The 16,679-nt window shown below is 56.6% G+C and carries 13 protein-coding genes; 9 read left to right on the forward strand and 4 right to left on the reverse strand.

Going from position 1 to position 16,679, the window contains the following annotated elements; all coding sequences use genetic code 11:
• Positions 1 to 27: 27 nt before the first annotated feature.
• The 3 genes from K5845_RS18590 to rpsD all read left to right on the forward strand — a co-directional run bounded on the left by K5845_RS18590 (position 28) and on the right by rpsD (position 2,954).
• Positions 28 to 1,299 carry an RNA methyltransferase gene (locus tag K5845_RS18590; RefSeq protein ID WP_287959666.1) on the forward strand — a complete coding sequence of 424 codons (1,272 nt, stop codon included), beginning with the start codon at positions 28 to 30 and terminating at the stop codon, positions 1,297 to 1,299.
• 217 nt (positions 1,300 to 1,516) lie between these two features.
• Positions 1,517 to 2,101, forward strand: coding sequence for a hypothetical protein (locus K5845_RS18595; protein ID WP_046478517.1), 585 nt, complete (start codon positions 1,517 to 1,519; stop codon positions 2,099 to 2,101).
• Positions 2,102 to 2,336: 235 nt separating this feature from the next.
• Positions 2,337 to 2,954, forward strand: a complete 618-nt coding sequence (rpsD, locus tag K5845_RS18600; RefSeq protein WP_046478518.1) for a 30S ribosomal protein S4 — start codon at positions 2,337 to 2,339, stop codon at positions 2,952 to 2,954.
• 105 nt (positions 2,955 to 3,059) lie between these two features.
• On the opposite strand, the gene K5845_RS18605 is transcribed toward rpsD, so the two are convergent.
• Positions 3,060 to 3,977, reverse strand: a complete 918-nt coding sequence (locus K5845_RS18605) for a lysophospholipid acyltransferase family protein (protein ID WP_046478519.1) — start codon at positions 3,975 to 3,977, stop codon at positions 3,060 to 3,062.
• Positions 3,978 to 4,071: 94 nt separating this feature from the next.
• Positions 4,072 to 5,334 carry an FAD-dependent monooxygenase gene (locus tag K5845_RS18610; protein ID WP_287959667.1) on the reverse strand — a complete coding sequence of 421 codons (1,263 nt, stop codon included), beginning with the start codon at positions 5,332 to 5,334 and terminating at the stop codon, positions 4,072 to 4,074.
• A gap of 413 nt (positions 5,335 to 5,747) precedes the next feature.
• Here K5845_RS18610 and K5845_RS18615 point away from each other — a divergent pair, with 413 nt between their 5' ends.
• The 3 genes from K5845_RS18615 to K5845_RS18625 all read left to right on the forward strand — a co-directional run bounded on the left by K5845_RS18615 (position 5,748) and on the right by K5845_RS18625 (position 9,616).
• The gene (locus K5845_RS18615; RefSeq protein WP_287959668.1) at positions 5,748 to 6,923 is read left to right on the forward strand and encodes a porin; all 1,176 of its coding nucleotides are present in this window, start codon (positions 5,748 to 5,750) and stop codon (positions 6,921 to 6,923) included.
• 861 nt (positions 6,924 to 7,784) lie between these two features.
• Positions 7,785 to 8,942: a porin gene (locus K5845_RS18620; protein ID WP_076605323.1), complete on the forward strand. Its 1,158-nt coding sequence runs from the start codon at positions 7,785 to 7,787 to the stop codon at positions 8,940 to 8,942.
• 302 nt (positions 8,943 to 9,244) lie between these two features.
• Entirely contained in the window at positions 9,245 to 9,616 is a 372-nt protein-coding gene (locus tag K5845_RS18625) for a hypothetical protein (RefSeq protein ID WP_139165394.1), read from the forward strand.
• A 319-nt stretch (positions 9,617 to 9,935) separates the two neighbouring features.
• On the opposite strand, the gene K5845_RS18630 is transcribed toward K5845_RS18625, so the two are convergent.
• Both K5845_RS18630 and K5845_RS18635 read right to left on the reverse strand, forming a co-directional pair.
• On the reverse strand, positions 9,936 to 10,190 hold the full coding sequence (locus K5845_RS18630; RefSeq protein ID WP_046478524.1) for a hypothetical protein: 255 nt from the start codon (positions 10,188 to 10,190) through the stop codon (positions 9,936 to 9,938).
• A gap of 191 nt (positions 10,191 to 10,381) precedes the next feature.
• Complete coding sequence (locus K5845_RS18635) at positions 10,382 to 10,813, reverse strand: hypothetical protein (RefSeq protein ID WP_052743972.1); 432 nt, start codon at positions 10,811 to 10,813, stop codon at positions 10,382 to 10,384.
• Between the two features lie 754 nt (positions 10,814 to 11,567).
• On the opposite strand from K5845_RS18635, the gene K5845_RS18640 reads away from it, so the two are divergent.
• The 3 genes from K5845_RS18640 to K5845_RS18650 are packed head-to-tail and all read left to right on the forward strand — an operon-like array spanning position 11,568 to position 16,598.
• Entirely contained in the window at positions 11,568 to 14,741 is a 3,174-nt protein-coding gene (locus K5845_RS18640) for a formate dehydrogenase subunit alpha (RefSeq protein ID WP_287959669.1), read from the forward strand.
• A 25-nt stretch (positions 14,742 to 14,766) separates the two neighbouring features.
• The gene (gene fdh3B, locus K5845_RS18645; RefSeq protein WP_046478525.1) at positions 14,767 to 15,369 is read left to right on the forward strand and encodes a formate dehydrogenase FDH3 subunit beta; all 603 of its coding nucleotides are present in this window, start codon (positions 14,767 to 14,769) and stop codon (positions 15,367 to 15,369) included.
• An 11-nt stretch (positions 15,370 to 15,380) separates the two neighbouring features.
• A complete protein-coding gene (locus K5845_RS18650) occupies positions 15,381 to 16,598 on the forward strand; it encodes a formate dehydrogenase subunit gamma (protein ID WP_090230740.1) in 1,218 nt (405 codons plus the stop codon).
• The last annotated feature ends 81 nt before the right edge of the window (positions 16,599 to 16,679 follow it).

Genomic DNA, 16,679 nt, shown 5'->3' on the forward strand with positions numbered 1-16,679 from the left:
AAACTCCCACCAGGAGCCGCAAGAAACTTGAAACACGTTCGCAACGACGGTTTGAAAATATCAGTCGACATAACTGGTGATCTACCAGTTCCGGTTATCTCAGGTTCGTCCGTATCGGTTGGCGCTGTTGTACATGCCTGCCATGAAGGCTCCATCGACGGTGCCTTGGATCAATTTTCTCTGACGGGATTAGATCGGACCAGCCTTGATGATGTGCTGCGTTATTGCGCCGAGCGGCGATGTGAGGCCGACAAAGCGAGTTGTCCGGGATGCCGTCGCCGTACGGAAAGTCAGGGTTTAACCAGTTTTGACGCGTTCGCTCGGGATCACGCGGCCATTATTATCGGCGATGGTTCGTTACGATTAGAGGGGCCTGGCGTCCGTACTGCGCAATCCGAGAGTCTTGAGACCCTGGCCGAAACGTGGTCTGGCGAAAAGTATTGGTATTGGGCGCGGCGCGTTATTCGCAAACTACGTCACGGTATTCGTCGCGCCCACATTCAGGGGACCCCTTTCGCCGAAGAAGGGCAGACCCCGGCGGTTATTCTGATGGAGCCGCAACTTGCAGACAATATCGGTATGGTGGCGCGCGCCATGGCGAATTTTGGGCTCGATGAGCTGCGTCTCGTTGCCCCGCGCGATGGATGGCCGAATGAAAAAGCGCGGATTGCTGCATCAGGGGCGAATTACGTTATCGACGACGCGGTTGCCTTCGAGAAACTCTCTGATGCTACGGCGGATCTGACCTGGGTTTGTGCAACGACCGCGCGGCAACGCGACCTTCGGAAACCCATTTTAACGCCAGATCAGGCTGTTACGGAAATGTCACGGAGAATCTCCGAGGGACAGCGTTGCGGTATGTTATTTGGGCGAGAGCGGAATGGGTTGGAAACTGCAGAACTGGCTGATGCCGACGCCCTCATCATGATCCCTGTGAACGCCGAATTCGCGTCCTTGAACCTCGCACAGGCCGTTTTGATTCTGGGTTATACCTGGATGCAGGGCCGCGAAGAGCAAAGCCTCGGGCGTGTCACGACTTACGAAAAGCCGCTTCAAACCGGACTTAATATGGGAGCAGATCGTCCGGCGACGAAACAGGAGCAGCTTGGCTTCTTCGAACATCTGGAGAGTGAGCTTGATCGGCACGGCTTCTTTAACCCGGTCGAACGGCGGCCGATGGTCGTACGCAATTTGCGCACCTTGTTCACACGTATGGAGCCAACCGCGCAGGAAATCCGCACCCTTCGTGGCGTTGTTGCCACACTGGTCCGTGGCAAGGGTCCCGCGCGAAAATCTTAAGCAGCAACCGCCTTATTCAAGCCAAGTTTTCAGCAGAGCGATGCCCGGCGGGTGTGGCATGGACAACAGCGAGGCTCGGCAACTCAAGCTGAAGCCCACGTGCGCGGTTACGCTCATGAAAAAGCATGACACATCCGGAATTTTGAGCGACGTACACGTCAATAAAGCGAGCAAATCAAATCTGCGGCGGGCAGACGGGGGCTGATTGGAGATGCGGATGAATCGTAAGGCGGGGCTGGGTCTTGTTGGCGGGATCGCCTGCGTGGTGGCTGTTTTGTTTCCGGCCTACGCACAGGAACTTAGCGAAAAGTCCGTGCGCACGTTCATGAACTATGCGTGGCAGTTGGTGCCTTCACAGTTTACTCCGCCCAACGGCGATACGATCATGATCGATAAGACCAAGAAGGATGCGGTCATGGTCCCGATAGACGTTGCGCGTGAGGTTATTCGTGTCGGACGGCTTTCGGCACATGCGCAGATCTGCGACCTCAAGGAGGAGCAGATCTGTAACTATCAGTCGTTGATGCGGCGTGAGGTCAATAAAAAGTCCTGGAGCGAGCAGCAGCTTGTCTACATTTCCCAGCTTCACCTGACGACCGTCATGCTGCTGACGGGCAAGATCAAGCTCGTTGAAAAGGATGGCGATAAGGAAGTTGTCGTCGAAGAAAGCAAGGCGCCCGCGGCGGCGACTTGCACCGAAGAGCAGAAGGCCAAGGTTACGGAAGTGATCGCCACCTACGTTAAGGCGGGCCCGGATCTCAACGCCGATATCTGCAAATTCGACAACGCAGCCAAGAAATAGCGTACGTTTTTAGCCGGTTGACGTCCGCGTGTTCCGGTTGTAAACGCTTGAGGTCTTCACGGGGCTATGGTCGGCCCCGTGTTGTTTTTTGCGCACCTGCGGTATTGGCGGCGATTTGGACTTCCGGTTCAATGCGTCTCCGTCTTTACCTGTCGGCTCCGGCCTTCCGGTCGGCGCAGAGGAAGGGGCGCTCCAAATCAAAAACTATATGCAACTTAAATTGGAGTGCTAAGAAATGACGAAGCGCATTCGCGCCAAGCATAAACTTGACCGTCGTATGGGCGAGAACATCTGGGGCCGCCCGAAGAGCCCGGTAAACAAGCGTGAATCCAAGCCTGGTCAGCACGGCGATCGTCGTGGCGGCAAGCTTTCCGACTTCGGCCAGCAGCTCCGCGCCAAGCAGAAGCTCAAGGGCTACTACGGCAACATCACCGAGAGCCAGTTTCTCCGCATTTACAAAGAAGCTGTGCGTCTCAAGGGCTCGACGTCGGAGCATATCATCGGTCTTCTCGAGCGCCGTCTTGATGCTGTGATTTATCGCGCCAAGTTTGTACCGACGGTCTTTGCTGCGCGTCAGTTCGTCAGCCATGGCCATGTTTCAGTCAATGGCCGCCGCGTGACCATTCCGAGCTTCCGCGTTCGCATCGGCGACGTGATCGAAGTTCGTGAGAAGGGTAAGCAGATGGCGCTGGTGCTTGAAGCTAGCCAGAGCGCTGAGCGCGACGTACCTGACTATATCGAAGCTGACCACGGTAAGATGGTCGCGAAGCTTCTACGCGTGCCGGCTCTTTCCGACGTGCCTTATCCGGTGCAGATGGAGCCGAACCTGGTGGTCGAGTTCTACTCGCGCTAATCCGGCGTCGCGGGTGATCCCGCGGTTATGTCATTACGAAAAGCGGCTGGCCGATCAGGCTGGCCGCTTTTTGTTTGTGAAGGCTAAAGCTTCGGTGTGGGTTTGTTAGCTCCAGCGCCGGTTCGACCACATCCATTGTTCGGGACTTTCCCGGATCCAGGCTTCGAACTCCTGCTGCATCGCTGTCATGATCCATTTGATGTCTTCGGACTGATTAGCGGTGCGAGGGACGCGGAGTTCCTTCAATTCGATTTCGAAGCGGCTCGAGGTCCCAATACGCTTGCAGCGTGAGAGCCAGAGACGTGCGCCGACGCGACGCGCAATCATGGCTCCGATGGCTTGTGTTTTGGCTGGCTGGCCGAAAAACGGCACTGGGATTCCGGTGCGGTCATAGAGATCGCAGACCATTCCGAGGCGGCCGCCCTTCCTCACGTAGTCCGTAATCACGCGCGCCGTTTTGCGGTCGTCGCCGTGGTCCCCTTCGACTTTGCCCCGCCCGAACAGGCCGCCAGTGTAAAGATCTTTGCGTTGTGCGCGTAGGTATTCGTCGACATATGGGTTGTTGACGGAACGGTAGATCGCGGCGGGATTGGCGTTCGCGAGCGTCAGCGGCCAGATCGCCAATTCCCAATTGCCCATATGTAGCGAGATGCCGATTGCCGGGCCTAGCTTGTCACGGTAACGACCGAACATTGCGGCGCTCGTGATGACGATGCGATCGGGTTCGGCGATGATACGATCGATCTGCATGGTCTCAGCCATGACGCGGCCGAGATTCTCCCAATGGGCCATACAGATCGCGAGCCGTTCCTCTTCGCTCTTCTCAGGGAAGGCGATCGCGAGATTGGCCAGCGCGCGATTGTGTCGTTTGGGGTTGATGCGGGGAGCCAGAAGGCGCCACGCCCTTGCAGATGCGGATGTCGCGACTTCCAGAGGAAGCGCCCGCACGACAGCGATGACGCAGCGCAGTACGACGTATTCCAGGCGAAACTGAATGTCGCGAAAGCGAGCGGCGGGTTTCATGCGGGTTCGTGACAGATTCTTTCCAGAGACGATGCGCGCCCGCCGGTTGATCCCCTGGCTTTCAGGAGCCTAATCCGCGCGGGCCGGGTAGCCTTTACAGTGTTGTGCGCCTGCTCGCAAACGTTGCGTCTCGCGTGTCGGCTTCACGCATGAGCGGCGGCGGATCACCGGCAGGCGCGAGGCCTGCAGCCATGATGCGGCGGCGCAGAGGAGAGAGTGCCTTGAGGGCGTGAACCCCTGCACCTCTCAGCAGCTGCACTGGGATAAGCTGCGAGGTAAGTGAGTAGTTGAGGAGATCAACGGCGCGGGCACGGCTGTTGACATCGCCATGGCGGGCGTTGTCGTAGCGCCGCAGGAGATCATCACCACCCAGGTCCTGCTTTTCCAGCTTGGCGGTGCGAAGAATGTCGGCAAGAGTGGCGATGTCCCTGAAGCTCAAGTTCAATCCTTGTGCACCTATCGGCGGGGCGACGTGTGCGGCTTCCCCTACGAGGGCAATTCGCTTTCGGCCCATGCTTTCTGAAGACATCATAGAAAGTGGAAACACGACGCGAGGGCCTAAATCGCTCAGTTTTCCAAGCAAGCCCTGCAGATTGTCCTCTAGCGTGTGCAAGAAGTCTGCTGCGCTGATTGAGGCGAGGCGATGAGCAACATCTGGGTGTTCAACCCAAATGAGGCTTGAGGCGCGCCCTGGCATTGGAACGGTGGTCATGGGGCCTGCACGACGGTGGAATTCTGTCGAAATCCCATGGTGCGGCACAGCATGCTTGAACGTGCATGCCAACGCGGCCTGATTGTAGGTGTGTGAGGCCGTGGCGATACCGGCGGCGTGCCGGCAAATAGACCGACGGCCATCAGCCCCGATAATTAGTTGCGTGGTAAGGGTTTGACCTTCCGCAAGAGTAAGAGATGCGCGGTCCGCATCTACCGCAATATCCTGCGCGCCAGCGCTTTCGATCACCGTCAATCCGTGGCCAAACCCGGCCGCAGCCTGTCTGAGCGCAGCAACAAGGGCCTGTTGAGGCACGTTGTAGCCAAACAGGTCATGGCCAATTTCGGATGCCTGGAAAACGACCTCAGGTGCTCGCAGCAGCGCGCCCGTATCATCAATCAGCCTGATGGCATTCAATGGCGCGCTTGCAGGCTCACAGGCCGTCCAGGCGCCGATGTTCGACAATAGTGTCAAGGAATTTTTAAAGAGCGCCGCAGTCCGTGTGTCGGCGCCGGCAGCGGCGGGATTGTGGGGCGCGGCGATAAGAGCGACGCGTAGGTCGGATTGGGCAACAGCGAGAGCGGCGGCGAGCCCTGTCGGGCCTGCACCGACGATGATGGCGTCGTAATCGGAAGAATTTCGCATTGCTTTAAATGGACTTTTTGTGCATGCGCCGGTTCTTGGTCGAGCCGAGCTATATTTCAGCGAGCAGGTCGTTTGGAGATGTTCAGATCTTATGCACATGGTCTCGCAGAAAGGACAAGGTGGCTCTGCGGCCCGTATTGCGGAGGTTGTACGCAAATCAGCTGGTGGAATTGGTGATAGTAGCAGATGCTATTTATTGTGGCGTTACTGCCACGAATCACAGCTGATTCGGGTCACACGGTCGAATGAGGTTTACGGGCGATCCGGCATTGGGATACCACTTGTGAAGCCAAGCCGAGGCTGGGACGTAAAATTCCCGCTGAGATGAGAAGGGACTTGGCACAGAGTCAATTCGCGGTGCCCAGTCTAACGGCTTGAGTGCCACAAGTGTTAGTAAACGGAGATGTTCAGTTATGATCGGGGGACTCTTCAAGACCACCAGCACGCTAGCGCTTGCGGCTGTTGCTGGTCTTATGGTGAGCGGCGTATCCGCTAAGGCTGCAGACCTTGGTGGCGATTGCTGCGCAGACCTTGAGGAGCGCGTTGCAGAACTTGAAGCAACGACGGCTCGTAAGGGCAACCGCAAGGTAAGCCTGGAAGTCTATGGCCAGGTGACGACCGCTGTGATGTGGTGGGACGATGGCTACGAAGACAACGTTTACGTTGTCGATCCGCAGACGTCGAACACGCGCTTCGGCTTCAGAGGTTCTGCTCGTGTTACCCCGGATATTTCCGCTGGTTACCAGATCGAGCTGGCTTGGCAGCAAGCTGACGCCACGAAGGTGCGCGAAGACAACGACGAGGGCGAGGATATGCCCGAGTTCCGTCAGGCGCACTGGTACATCAAGAGCGAGACCTGGGGTAAAGTTCGCGTCGGTTTTGCCGACACGGCAAACTCGGGCATCGCAGAAATCGACCTGTCGAACGCCAGCGTTGCTGACGGTATGTCGTCCTCGCAGGCTGGCTCGGCCATCATGCAGAACGACATGGGCGGCCCGGCATTCGGCAACTACGAGTTCAACCGCGCCAACGTCGTTCGCTACGACACGCCGACCTTTGGTGGTTTCGTGGTGTCTGCGGCCTGGGGTGAAGATGACCTTTGGGACGTTGCTGTCCGCTACGCCGGTGAGTGGGGTGGCTTCAAGATTGCTGCAGGTATCGCCTACGGTGAGAACACAGACCGCAACAACGGCGCTGGCCCTTCGGATGATCCGGCTGTTGAAGTGCTGAACGGTGGTTTGTCCATCATGCACTCGCCAACGGGTCTCTTCGTTACGGGTTCGGCCGGTACGCGTGATGCCGATGACTTCGCCGATGAAGAGCACTTCTGGTTCGTGAGCGGCGGTATCGAGCAGAAGTGGAACTCGCTCGGCAAGACCACGCTGTTCGGTATGGGCGGCGAGCAGGAGGATCGGCTTGATCGCACGGCGACCTTCTGGGGTCTCGGTGTTGTTCAGAAGATCGATGCTGCGGCTATGGATCTCTTCGTCAGCTACCGTCACTACGAACTGGATGGCGGTACAGTTGGCCTGTTCGGTCCTGAAGATCAGTTCGACACCGTTGTCGGTGGCGCACGCATCAAGTTCTGATCGATCTCACGATTGGCAGATTACGGAAAGGGTCGCTTCGGCGGCCCTTTTTGTTTTTTGAAGTCTGAAGGGGCGCAGCAGGTTGGCTTGTTCAGGCTGGATGCCCTCACAAACCGCGAAGTAGAGCCCCAATTATTGTGGATAAGACTTGCTGAGCGACCGTGGGCTATAGGCGCAACTCAGTTGCTGGTGCGTGCCAAGGCGTCTTGCATCAGCTGTGCGTCTGTGTCTGCTCATTGCTGTATCGATGATTGATAAGTGACGATTTGAGTAGTGTGAGCCGTTGCATTTAACGATCAGGATTCGCATGGAAATTCTGCGGAGATCGCTTCCGAAAGAGAGACTGATCGGTGACACTACTCTGTAGTAATCAGGCAACATCCCTCAGATGGGCTGTTCATAAAGAGCGATGTTTACGGTTCTTTAGGCCTCATTTCGGACTATCATTGCAGGCCATTAACACGGTGGCAGTTTGGCCACTCATGTGTGCCTATGGCTTGTTGCATCTGCGGATATGTTTGAAACCGGGGTGCTAAGAGCGTAGCGTCAAGTCGCTGACACGAATCGTCAGCAGTTTCGCCAGAGAATGGCGATTATGGCGTGCAGTTCATCGACGCGTGTCGTGCGTCGAGACGCGGGTGCAAGGGCTTTGCAAGTCGGCCGCAGTGCGGTTCCCGCGGTTTTGTTCCTGTAGCGTTTGTAAGCTTTCAGAGTTCGGTTGAGTTTCGGGGTTGGTCAATGCTGTGCATCTTTGCGCGCAGTCTGCCCCCTGCCCGAGCCGTTATGGGGTGTGCGCGTCGCGTGTGCTCCGTTGTCAGTGCGAATTCACGATACGACATTCAAGACTGTTGGGGGACACCAATGAAACTGATGACTGGCGTTGCGATGTTCGCCCTCATGGCGGCATATGCGACGAATGCTTCGGCCGCCGACCTTGGTGGCGATTGCTGCGCAGACCTTGAGGAGCGCGTTGCGGAGCTCGAGGCAACGACGGCTCGTAAGGGCAACCGCAAGGTAAGCCTGGAGGTTTATGGCCAAGTCACGACCGCTGTCATGTGGTGGGATGATGGCTTTGAGGACAACGTCTACGTCGTTGATCCGCAGACCTCTAACACCCGTTTTGGGTTCCGCGGTAAAGCGGCGATCAATTCCGACCTGGAAGCCGGTTATAACATCGAGCTGGCTTGGCAGACTGCTGACGCTACGAAGGTGCGCGAAGACAACGACGAGGGCGAGGACGTCCCCGAGTTCCGTCAGGCGCACTGGTACATCAAGAGCAATACCTGGGGTAAAGTTCGCGTCGGTTTCGCCGACACGGCGAACTCGGGTATCGCGGAAATCGACTTGTCGAACGCCAGCGTTGCTGACGGTATGTCGTCCTCGCAGGCTGGTCACGACATAATATTCCTCGATATGGGTGGTCCGAACCTCGATAACTTCGAGTTCAACCGTAGGAATGTCGTTCGTTACGACACGCCAACATACGCCGGCTTTGTGTTGTCGGCTGCTTGGGGTGAAGACGACATGTGGGACGTCGCTCTGCGCTATGCCGGTGAGCTCCGCGGCTTCAAGATTGCCGCAGGTATCGCCTACGGTGAGAACACGGATACCAGCAACGGCGGCAGTGGTGTCGCGGACCCGGTTATCGAAGTCGTAAACGGTGGCTTGTCGATCATGCATATGCCGACGGGCTTGTTTGTAACGACGTCTGCCGGTCAACGGGACCGCGATAATTGGGACACGGAAGAGTGGTTCTGGTTCGTGAGCAGCGGTCTTGAACGTAAATGGTTCACGATCGGTGCTACAACGCTGTTCGGCATGGGCGGCGAGTACGAAGATGATGACGAGGCCACAGCTCACTATTGGGGTCTGGGTGCTGTCCAGAAGATCGATGCGGCGGCGATGGATCTTTACATCAGCTACCGCCACTACGAGCTAGACGGTGGTGTGAATGGTCTCGCTGATCCTAACCAAGACACGTTCGACACCGTTGTCGGTGGCGCACGCATCAAGTTCTGATCGATCTCATAAGATCTGATAGCAGAGGGGCCGCTCTAAAACGGCCCCTTTTTTCTGCCTTTTCGTTGACACGCGTTGGTCACGATTTGTGGTGGCATTATGCAGGTTTAGGCAACAAAAAGGCTTTCTGGCTCAATATCGATTGTTGTGGTCAGCTGGTCACATGGCATCAGGAACACAGGCATTTCAAGAAACGTTCACTGGGGCTTAACTACGATGGAAACATGCTTGTGTTTCGCGGGACTGGCACTCATGTTCACTCCAGTGCCGGAGTCCGTGCATTGCGGGGTTTGATGAATACTATGAAATGGGTAAAGACTCTGGGGGCCGGGGTGATGTTGGTTGGACTTGCCAGCCTGCCCGCGTTCGCCTTCCAGGAACAGCAAGGTGGCAGCGCTTCTACGCCGCCTCCTGCAGCTGCTGCGCCCTCCGCACCGGCTGCAGACGTGGCTCCGCCCGCTGCTGATTTTTCTGCTCCTAACGCAGCCAGTGAGGCGGATCGTGGTACCGAAGTCAGCATTCCTGGCCTCGGTAAGCTCGGCGTGTTGCCCAAGATGGATTTTGGTTTGGAGTTGCTCTACGGAGCGAATGGGCAGCAGGACAAGATGGAGAATGATCCAGGACCAGAAACGGATGACTTACGCATTCGCGGGTCGGTCAAGCACCGTTTCTGAATCGCGTAGATCTTTTTGGATCTGAATGTTCTGGGGCGCTTTTGCGCCCCTTTGCTTTTACGAAATCGATGATCAGCCTTGCTGATTCCTGAGTTCAGGGCAGGCGGCAAAATGGGCGCTATTGCACATGGCTAAGCGTTATGTCGGTTTGGCGAGCTTGGACGGACCGGAATGCGAAACGGGCCGGTACAAAAGTACCGGCCCGTCAATAGCGGGGCACGGTGATACCTAGAGCCCGTTTCCTCGTCTCACTGTGCCTCGGGGGAAGCAGGAGCCGAGAAGGTTTGCAAAGGTATCGCCCTGTGACCAGCTGCAAATCTTAGTCGCGCGTCACGCTGAGGATCTTGAAATCCTTGTCCAGCTTGAAGTCGTATTGACCATCTTTGCACTTTGCATCGTCAACTTCGAAAACGCCGGTTCCTTCGGATTCTTTTTCGTATTCACCGCCACTGCAGCCCCAAGCTGAGATAGTCTCTTTGATCTTGGCGGCTTCGGCATCGCTTGGTTTTTCGTCGGCGAAAGCCAGGGAGCTGCCGAGAGTCAACGCGGCGAAAGCCACGACAAAGCGCTTCATTATACATACCTCCTCTAATTTAACTGCATCGAACGGAGCGAACACTTCGTACAACGCAGATGCACTACGCATTTATGACGTGTTCGTTCCGTTCCTAAAATGCGGCCCATTGCCCGTATGTTTTCGGGAAATATTCCCCCATTAATTCGGGAAAATATCCCTAGCGCATTTGAATCCCAGAATTCTGGACTTTATCCCTTTACATTGAATATTGCGCGTTGCGTTTCGCCCGTTGTGTTTGGGATCTTCAAGTAAAAAGATCCGGGGCGAATTGTGACGAAGCTAATGACCGCTTCGCCTTCTCCGTCAAATTCTAATGATGATACGCCGAGAGGGCGGACTTCGATATCGTTGATGACGATTTCGTTGATCCAGATGTTGCGGAAAAACTCAGGTCCTTCAATGGCTAGCTCCTGAGATCCATCCGCCTTGATCGTGAGTTTGTAGTATTTTCCAGATTCGAGTTCGTAGGGCTTATCAGCGAGTGGCTTTCCGGCTGAGAGGGTAATCGGATCTAAACGAACCGCCTTGCCGAGCAATCCCGATTGTGCGCTTGCCTCATTGCCAAAAGCCACAGCCGTCAAAACCAATGCGGCGACGGCGGCTAGAACTTGAAGTCGCATATATTACACCCTTCCCTAGCGCGTTCTGTATTGGGCCGTAAGTCTTCAATTGTGCACTTTAGTTTACGGCCGTTGCGAAATAACGTTCCGGTTATAACCCGTAACGTCTGGCAAACAATATGGGGAACGCATTCTAATACGCCATAGCAATTCACCCCGAAGTTTCTTCCTATGTTGGTGTCCGGAGTAGAGCGGCAACGGATGAGAGGGGGAAGCGCTGTGCGTGCTGCGAGATGCGGGCCGAGCCAGATTTACGGCGTGGATTCACGTGAAACCTTAGACTGTCGAAAGCTGATCGCATTTGTGCATTGGACTGCGACCGCATGAGTGCTCTGGTGGTGAACAATAGGTCCGTGCAGGATCACCGCTCCGTGAGCTAATGGAGTGGAAGTCTCGGTTTTTTCAAAGAAATTATGGAACCTTTAGAGAGGGGCGGCGTTCAGCCGTCATCGTCGTTGCGCTCTTGGTAGAGAAAGCGAGCATGCAACATCCGCCATCGACCCGAGATCCTCGTCCCCACCATGACCCCGTGCCGTTTGTTTCGTCGCGGCGTGCATTGCTGACGGGGCTCCCAGCTTTGGCATTGGGTGCCGGAGTGGCATTTACGGCTGAGGCCGAGATGTCCACCGGTCAACGATCAGATCCCCGTGCGCCAGAGTATCGGGAAACTCCTCATATCCGGACGTTTTACGCGCTCGCCCGACGATAATCCTGCCTTGCCGCGCAACGGCATAAACGTGCAGGAGCCGAATAGATGCTCAAGAAGAAGCGTTCCGGTGAAGCCGGGACTGCAGTTCTGTCGGATTTCGCCAGAACGAGCGGCATGTCGCGGCGTCATTTCTTAGAGGCGTCAGGATTTGCATCAGCCGCGTTTGTGGGCGCAGCCACGCTGAAGACGCGTCGAGTTCGCGCGCAGCCTCGTCCGGCTCCCACCTCTCCCACTGACATCCAGTTTAAGAAGACAATCTGTCCCTTCTGCGCGGTGGGTTGTTCCATCTGGGCGGAAGTCCAAAACGGGGTGTGGATTGGGCAGGAGCCTGCCTTCGAGAGTCCTATCAACCTTGGAACGCATTGTGCGAAAGGCGCGGCGACGCGCGAACTCGCTATCGGCGATCGCCGGCTTAAGTATCCGATGAAGCTCGAAGGTGGGAAGTGGAAGAGAATTCCCTGGGACGTCGCAATCGACGAGGTCGGCGATAAGATTCTCAAGGTGCGCGACGCCAAAGGACCTGACAGCGTTTATTGGCTCGGTTCGGCCAAGTTCTCTAACGAGATGGCATATCTGCACCGGAAGTTTGCGGCGTTCTGGGGCACGAACAATACGGATCACCAAGCGCGTATCTGTCACTCGACCACCGTTGCCGGTGTGGCCAACACGTATGGCTACGGGGCGATGACGAATACGTTCAACGACATGCATAATTCCAAGTCGATCTTTTTGCTTGGAGCTAATCCGGCGGAAGCGCACCCGGTCGCCATGCAACATGTGCTGCGTGCGAGAGAGAACGGATGCAAGTTCATCGTTGTTGATCCCCGCTTTACGCGGACCGCAGCCCATGCCGACGAATACGTGCGATTGAGGCCCGGAAGCGATGTTGCCTTCATGTGGGGTGTGTTGTGGTACATCCTCGCGAATGGTTGGGAGGACAAGGATTACATAAATCAGCGGGTGTTCCGCTTCGAAGATGTCCGTAAGGAAGTGAAAAACTATCCGCCGGACGTTGTTGCCAACATCACCGGCGTTCCGCCCGTTCAGATTGAGCGTGTGGCGAAATTGATTTCGGAGAACCGACCTGGCGCTCTCATCTGGTGCATGGGGCTGACGCAGTCGACCATCGGCAACAACAAGGTGCGGGCGGCCTCCATCATCCAGCTCGCGCTTGGAAACATCGGGAAGCCTGGTGGCGGTGCCAATATTTTCCGCGGCCACGACAACGTGCAAGGCGCCACAGACCTCGGTGTTACCTGTGACAGCCTCCCAGCATACTACGGACTTAGCGAAGGAGCTTGGAAGCACTGGGCACGTGTGTGGGGTGTCGATTATGAGTGGCTCAAGGGGCGGTTTGCTTCCAAAGATCTGATGGAACGCAAAGGCATGCCGGTGTCCCGCTGGTTCGATGGTGTTCTCGAAGATGCCAAGAACATCGATCAGCCGAACACGATCGGCGCCATGATCTACTGGGGGCATGCGCCGAATTCGCAAACGCGCGGGCCAGATCTCAAAAAGGGAATGGAGAAACTCGACCTGCTGGTCATCATTGACCCGGTGCCGACGAGTTCAGCCGTTATCGGCGACCGGCAGGACGGGGTGTACCTATTGCCGGCGGGCTCTACGATGGAGACGTCAGGCTCGGTCACGAATTCGAACCGATCCCTGCAGTGGCGGGAGCAGGTTATAGCACCGATGTTCGAGGCCAAGAGCGATTACGAGATTGCTTATCTGCTCGCTCAGAAATTCGGCTTCGCCGACAAGATGTTCAACCAGGTTGAAGTGAAGGACAACGCGCCGGTTGCGGAGGATCTCCTTCGCGAATTGACGCGCGGATGCTGGACGATCGGTTACACCGGGCAAAGCCCGGAGCGACTGAAAGTGCACATGGCGAACCAAAGCCTGTTTGATCCAACGACGTTGCTCGGCATGAGCGGGCCCGTGAAGGGTGAGTACTACGGGCTCCCGTGGCCCTGTTGGGGAACGCCGGAGATGAAGCATCCCGGTACGCCGCTGCTCTACGATCTTACCAAGACTGTGGCGCAGGGTGGCCTTCCGTTCCGCGCGGCGTGGGGTGTTGAGCATGAGGGCGTAAACCTGCTTGCCGAGAACTCTTATCCCGAAGGTTCTCCTATCAAGGATGGATATCCGGAAATTACCGTCGCGGTGCTCGATAAGTTGGGCTTCGTGGATCAATTGACGCCGCGCGAAAATTTCATCATCGCGGCGATTGCGTTGGGTGATTATCACCCGCGCCTTCTTAAGATAACGGACGATGAAGCCGCGCAGCTCATGAAAGAGGGGGGGGGTGGTGCGGCGATGCCACCGAGTGCCAACGATGCAGAAGGTGCAGCCAAAGCGCAGCAACTCGGTTTGCGTGCGTTCGCGCCGAACGCGCGGGCGGCCATTGAAGGGTATCTTGCGCATCATCCGAACAAGACCAACGGTGCATCGAAGCAGGGCGATGGCGGTTCGCAGTCGAGTAGTGGCGAAACGGCGGCGCGCGACCAAGGCATGGTCGAGCCCGATACGGACGTGATCGAAAAAATCCTGAAGATCAACTGGAAGACGGACCTCTCGGGTGGCGTTCAGCGCGTAGCGGTGGCCAATGGCTTGGCGCCTTTCGGTAACGGCAAGGCGCGTGCGCTGGTTTGGAACTTCCCGGATGGCATTCCTGTCCATCGGGAGCCTCTCTACACCGTGCGGCGCGATCTCCTGCCCCGTTACAAGACCTATGAAGACCGTAAAGATTTCCGTTTGCCGACGCTCTACTGGTCGATCCAGAAGAACGACGTTTCAAAAGACTTTCCAATGATCCTGACCTCCGGACGTCTCGTTGAGTTTGAGGGCGGAGGCGATGAAACGCGGGCGAATATCTGGTTGGCGGAATTTCAGCAGCGGATGTTTGCGGAAATCAATCCCGAGGATGCTACTGCGCTCGGCATCCAAGACGGCTCGATGATCTGGATTGCTACGCCTGAGAAAGCACGTGTGCGCGTGACGGCCCAGGTTACGAAGCGCATCGGAAAGGGGGCGGTGTTTATGCCGTTTCACTTCGCCGGCATGTGGCAGGGCGAGGACCGATCCGACCGCTATCCCGAAGGCACAGTGCCTTACGTTATCGGTGAGGCCGCCAATACAGCAACGACATACGGCTACGACGTGGTGACCTTCATGCAGGAGACGAAGGCAACGATCTGCCGCGTCGAAAAAGCGTGAGAGACCGATCGGAGGTTAGTAAATCATGGCACGGATGAAGTTCCTATGTGACTCCGATCGCTGCATCGAGTGCAACGCGTGCTCCACCGTTTGCAAGAACGAACATGGGGTGCCGTGGGGCATACTTCGGCGTCGGGTCGTGACGATCAACGATGGTGGGCCGGGTGAAAAATCTATAGCTACGTCCTGCATGCATTGCACGGATGCGCCTTGCATCGCGGTGTGTCCGGTCAACTGCATTTATCAAACCGACATCGGCATCGTGCTGCACAACAAGGATATCTGCATCGGGTGTGGGTATTGCTTCTACGCGTGTCCGTTCGGTGCGCCGCAGTATCCGCAGGCGTCGAATTTCGGTTCCCGCGGCAAGATGGACAAATGCACGTATTGCGCGGGCGGTCCTGAAAAGCCGGGTTCGGAAGCGGAATACAAGAAGTATGGGCGTAACCGCATCGCCGAAGGAAAATTGCCCCTTTGCGCTGAGGTTTGTTCGACGCGCGCGCTGTTGGCTGGCGACGGAGATATCGTCTCGCAAATTTATAGAGAGCGTATCGTCAGGCGCGGTTATGGCGCCGGTGCTTGGGGCTGGTCTACGGCCTATTACAGTTCACAAGCAGTACAAGGATAAGGAGGCAGGTGATGTCTGCGTATCGCGTTGCCGGTGGTCTCGCTGCAGCTTTATTGGCGGCCTTGTTGATATGGATGGCGACGTATGCCGCAGCGCCCAAGCCCATGGTGCTGCCGAGTGTCCAGATCGGGGGCGAACCTGGTGAACGAACCGTCTGGGTCGATCGTTCGAAACTGCTGTCCGACCGGAATGCGGCAGAGACGCTACCAGCGGTTGCTCGTCCGCAAGAGGATGTCGTGGCCGGTGGTACCCAGGCTGGCGGTTCGGTGTCCAATCCAAAGCAAATTGTGCAGAGCTGGAAGCTGGATAAAGCGGACAGCCAGATCCTGATTACTCCGGAGAAGCGCACTGGAACAACGTCACTTCCTTATCGCAATACGAACCTGCTGGAGCAGCCGCAGGGTCGCGACTGGCGGAGAGCCCGGAACGGTACGGTCGTCTATACGGGCGGTTGGTTGATCCTTGGAGTTTCCTTGGCACTGGCGCTTTTTCTATTCGCACGCGGGCGTATTCGTATTGCGGAAGGCCGGAGCAGCGGCACGGTCGAGAGGTTCAATCAGGTTGAACGTGCCAATCATTGGATGACGGCGACGGCGTTTGTTGTGCTGGCTCTTACGGGGCTCGTCGTTCTTTACGGAAAACCGCTTCTGCTTCCGTTCATAAGTCCATCAGCATTTCATGAGGTGGCTTCGATCAGTGCGTGGCTCCACATGGCGGCGTCGGTAGCGTTTGCCATTGGTGTGGTGGCGATGGCCTGGCTTTGGTTGCGGGAGAATTTGCCATCACGTCTTGATGTGGAGTGGCTCAAAGAGGGTGGCGGTTTTCTTTCTGACGGTCGTCACAATCCGCCAGCGCGTAAATTCAATGCGGGTCAGAAGATTGTCTTTTGGGGTGTTACGCTTGGTGGGCTGGCGGCGCTTATTTCCGGTGTCACGCTGATGTTTCCGTTTGCGTGGCTCGGCTTTGATGGGATGCAGTGGGCTCAGCTTGCTCATGCCGTTATCGCGCTACTGATGATCGCTCTGATCATCGGCCACATATACATCGGCACCGTCGGTATGGAAGGCGCGATCGATGCGATGTGGTCAGGGCGCGTCGATCGCAATTGGGCGAAAGAGCACCACAGTCTTTGGTATCGCGATATCAGTGGCAACTGGCGCGACCCGGACGGGACTGGGACCGAGCAAACGTCTTCCACGCATCACCACCACCCAAAGGCTGCCGAGTAAGAAGAATTTCGCAACACAATAATGAGGTTTGCCAACATGAAGACATTCCTGACCGGGCTGGCCATCACCGTGCTCATCGGG

The organism is Filomicrobium sp., assembly GCF_025698805.1.
Classification (GTDB): domain Bacteria; phylum Pseudomonadota; class Alphaproteobacteria; order Rhizobiales; family Hyphomicrobiaceae; genus Filomicrobium; species Filomicrobium insigne.

Bases quoted from the DNA above. Each gene is read 5' to 3' on its own strand.
- K5845_RS18605 (WP_046478519.1), bottom strand. From the start codon at position 3,977: ATGAAACCCGCCGCTCGCTTTCGCGACATTCAGTTTCGCCTGGAATAC.
- K5845_RS18640 (WP_287959669.1), top strand. From the start codon at position 11,568: ATGCTCAAGAAGAAGCGTTCCGGTGAAGCCGGGACTGCAGTTCTGTCG.
- fdh3B (WP_046478525.1), top strand. From the start codon at position 14,767: ATGGCACGGATGAAGTTCCTATGTGACTCCGATCGCTGCATCGAGTGC.
- K5845_RS18635 (WP_052743972.1), bottom strand. From the start codon at position 10,813: ATGCGACTTCAAGTTCTAGCCGCCGTCGCCGCATTGGTTTTGACGGCT.
- K5845_RS18595 (WP_046478517.1), top strand. From the start codon at position 1,517: ATGAATCGTAAGGCGGGGCTGGGTCTTGTTGGCGGGATCGCCTGCGTG.
- K5845_RS18650 (WP_090230740.1), top strand. From the start codon at position 15,381: ATGTCTGCGTATCGCGTTGCCGGTGGTCTCGCTGCAGCTTTATTGGCG.
- K5845_RS18610 (WP_287959667.1), bottom strand. From the start codon at position 5,334: ATGCGAAATTCTTCCGATTACGACGCCATCATCGTCGGTGCAGGCCCG.
- K5845_RS18615 (WP_287959668.1), top strand. From the start codon at position 5,748: ATGATCGGGGGACTCTTCAAGACCACCAGCACGCTAGCGCTTGCGGCT.
- K5845_RS18620 (WP_076605323.1), top strand. From the start codon at position 7,785: ATGAAACTGATGACTGGCGTTGCGATGTTCGCCCTCATGGCGGCATAT.
- K5845_RS18630 (WP_046478524.1), bottom strand. From the start codon at position 10,190: ATGAAGCGCTTTGTCGTGGCTTTCGCCGCGTTGACTCTCGGCAGCTCC.
- rpsD (WP_046478518.1), top strand. From the start codon at position 2,337: ATGACGAAGCGCATTCGCGCCAAGCATAAACTTGACCGTCGTATGGGC.
- K5845_RS18625 (WP_139165394.1), top strand. From the start codon at position 9,245: ATGAAATGGGTAAAGACTCTGGGGGCCGGGGTGATGTTGGTTGGACTT.